The organism is Thermomonas beijingensis, from assembly GCF_020034655.1.
GTDB classification, from domain to species: Bacteria; Pseudomonadota; Gammaproteobacteria; order Xanthomonadales; family Xanthomonadaceae; genus Thermomonas; species Thermomonas beijingensis.
In genome coordinates this window covers 1-2,842 of sequence record NZ_JAIQDJ010000022.1, presented here as the reverse complement: position 1 = coordinate 2,842, position 2,842 = coordinate 1, and the positions used below count along the sequence as shown (strand labels likewise).

Genomic DNA, 2,842 nt, shown 5'->3' with positions numbered 1-2,842 from the left:
ATTCCGCGCTAAACCTAACACCTGAGTTAAGCCGCGCCGCAACGAGGTGCAACCGAAGCGACAGCAGCCGGACGCCGAAAGATAACACGATGCCATGAAGCGGCGTCGGCTTGAACGAATTGTTAGGCGCCATGACCGCTAAACCGTACACGCCTGCTGAGAAGGGTAGCGCAGCCTAGCGCGACGACGCCGGCGCCGATGGTGCACACGAGCGGCAGTTCGGTTGGTAGATAAGCGCGGGCGCCGTAGCTTTCCGGAAAGCTCGCGCCACCGACGACGCGCCAGGCTGCGAGTGAGCCAAGAACTAATGCCACAGAGGCCGCCGCGAGCCGCCCAGCGGGAGCAAACAGATAGGCAGATAAGACAACGGCGAAAGCTGCGCACGCGCCCGCTACAGGCTCGGCCCAAACGCCCATCGCATCCGCGGCCATAGCGCCCCCGATACCCGCTGCTAGAAAGGCGCCGAGTACGGCGAACGCCGCCCTAGACCACGCCAGTATTGATGCTCGTTTCATGGCGCCTAACACCTGAGTTAAGCCGCGCCGCGAAGCGGCGTCGGCTTGAATGAATTGTTAGCCGCTGACGACGCGGCCCTAAAGCGCATCAAAGTTGATGTACGCGCAGCTGCCCTGCATGACGCTGGCCTTAGCGATGGGGACACCGGCGCCAGCCCTACTGGTGGTTTGCAGGTACTCGAGGCGACCAGCGGAGTCCTTGATGAAGGTGTAAGCCTCTGCGGTCTTGCCTGGGTAGACCACCAGTACGGAAAAGACGTTGTCGCCGGCGTTGAGGGGGATGACCGTGGCGCCGTCTCCCCGAGCCGAGATGATGTCCTTGGTGGCATCCACGAAGAGAATGTCGTATTCGCCCTCGCCGAGCTTTACCAGTTTAGTGATGCCTCCCGTGATCTTGTCCTCGGCCCATCCGGCGTCATTTGGCGAGACGAGGCCAACCGCTGGAAAGTACGCCCTACCGGTAGGATTCGAACAGGATGCAATGTCCGCTGCGCCTGCCGGAAGGCAGACACAGGCTGCGAATAGAAGAAACACGAGTCTCATCGAACTCCCCATCAGCGGCTAACACCTGAGTTAAGCCGCGCCGCAACGAGGTGCAACCGAAGCGACAGCAGCCGGACGCCGAAAGATAACACGATGCCATGAAGCGGCGTCGGCTTGAACGAACTGTTAGGTTGTAGGCGCCCGACGACCCACTGCACACGCGAAGCAAGCTACGGAATGCTACCGCCACCACGGTGCGCAGGTCCCCTGCGCGCTGTGGGCCAAGTACGCAAGGGCACACTTGAACCAAACAGTAAACCTATCAAGCGCAATTCAATGCAAAGCCCGCACATCCCCAAAAAATTCCGCGCTAAACCTAACGCCCGAATTGAGCCGGGCCGCTGCGAGTAACCACAAACACCGAGGCAATGAAGCGGCCTCGGCTCAAATGAGTTGTTAGCGCCGTAGGAGGCGAAGCGATGAAGCAGTACGCAGAACGAGACGCGATGGCGATGGATATGGCCGGCAACTACTACTGCCGCCATGTTTCTGCAATGACAGAAGAAGGGCTGCACGCGAAGTCAGACATTGCTGCCGAGCTGGCGTGGCGCGATATGGAAATCGCCAGGCTGAAACGCGAGTCAGTTGAGTGGGAGCTGATTGTCGAAGGTGCGCTCGCTGCGCTTGAGGATACGCCCGGTGTTGGGTATTTCTCCGCCACAGCCTCCGCGCTCCGCAAAACAATAGCCGCCGCAATGGAAGCTGCGAAGCGCGAGGAAGGCGCTAACGATTGAGTTAACTGGTGCCGCCGACGATGCCCGGTGTGCGAGTAACCAGAAGCGGCATCCAGTTGAACGAATTGTTAGGTGCGTCCTGCACCCGAGCGAGGATTAGAACATGTGGCAACCGATTGAGACTGCACCGAGGGATTCAAACATTCTCGGATGGAATCAGTATGACGGCGTGCTGGTGTACCGCCCTCTGTATTTCAGCAGCAAGAATTTTGCCGGCTGGGATGCTGTTTACGACACAGAAAACTTAGCAGAGGCACCGACACACTGGATGCCCTTACCCGAAGCGCCAGTAAGCACCTAACGATTGAATTAAGCCGCGCCGAAGGGGCGCACGGTTTTGCGACGCAACCGAAACGGCGTCGGCTTGAATGAATTGTTAGAGGGCGGCGCGATGGACGTTGATGCAGTGATCGCAGCGGCAAAGGAAATAGACAGGAAGGCGAGCTTGCAGGAAGCGCGCGCGATGCGCTTCGGAGAACTGGCGGCGCTTGCGCGAAAGGCAGCTCCGGGGAGCGATGAGCTTCGGCGCATCCAGTCGGAAAGCCGCGAGTTGTCGCGCACAGTCATTGACTTTGGTGGTGCGGTGGATGCTTTGCGATTGGCACTGCGCAAGAAGCCACGAAAGCCCTCTAACGCTTGAAATCAGCCGCCCCGCGCGGCTGGAACCGAACTAAGTTGCCGACTCGAAGCGGGGTCGGCTGGATTAAATTGTTAGGTTGCAGACATGACCGAAATCACGGCTGAGATGATAAGGGAGATGGAGTCCCACTTGCCTTACTCAATCACGAGCAAGGTAAAACAGTGGGAGTGGAAAGCGGATTTTCTTAATCGCGCCGTAAAGCACCCGGACGCTCCTTGCCCATGCTGCGGAGTGACGCCGAATGGCGACATTCTCGATCACTTGACGCCTGAGCAATGGGCTGCACTGCAACCTAACACCTGAGTTAAGCCGCGCCGCAACGAGGTGCAACCGAAGCGACAGCAGCCGGACGCCGAAAGATAACACGATGCCATGAAGCGGCGTCGGCTTGAACGAACTGTTAGGTTGTA

The 2,842-nt window shown here is 58.8% G+C and carries 5 protein-coding genes; 3 read left to right on the top strand and 2 right to left on the bottom strand.

Annotated elements, in window-relative coordinates:
- Positions 1 to 593: 593 nt before the first annotated feature.
- Positions 594 to 1,058, bottom strand: a complete 465-nt coding sequence (locus K7B09_RS12835; protein WP_223629860.1) for a hypothetical protein — start codon at positions 1,056 to 1,058, stop codon at positions 594 to 596.
- Positions 1,059 to 1,477: 419 nt separating this feature from the next.
- Between K7B09_RS12835 and K7B09_RS12830 the strand changes: the two genes are divergently transcribed.
- The 3 genes from K7B09_RS12830 to K7B09_RS12820 all read left to right on the top strand — a co-directional run bounded on the left by K7B09_RS12830 (position 1,478) and on the right by K7B09_RS12820 (position 2,432).
- Positions 1,478 to 1,792 (top strand): hypothetical protein, encoded by a 315-nt coding sequence (locus tag K7B09_RS12830; RefSeq protein ID WP_223629859.1) that lies wholly within the window; start codon positions 1,478 to 1,480, stop codon positions 1,790 to 1,792.
- 103 nt (positions 1,793 to 1,895) lie between these two features.
- Complete coding sequence (locus K7B09_RS13350; protein WP_223629858.1) at positions 1,896 to 2,093, top strand: DUF551 domain-containing protein; 198 nt, start codon at positions 1,896 to 1,898, stop codon at positions 2,091 to 2,093.
- 63 nt (positions 2,094 to 2,156) lie between these two features.
- On the top strand, positions 2,157 to 2,432 hold the full coding sequence (locus tag K7B09_RS12820; protein ID WP_223629857.1) for a hypothetical protein: 276 nt from the start codon (positions 2,157 to 2,159) through the stop codon (positions 2,430 to 2,432).
- A 138-nt stretch (positions 2,433 to 2,570) separates the two neighbouring features.
- Here K7B09_RS12820 and K7B09_RS12815 read toward each other — a convergent pair.
- Positions 2,571 to 2,842 (bottom strand): hypothetical protein (locus K7B09_RS12815; protein ID WP_223629856.1); only part of this gene is annotated, 272 nt, incomplete at its 5' end.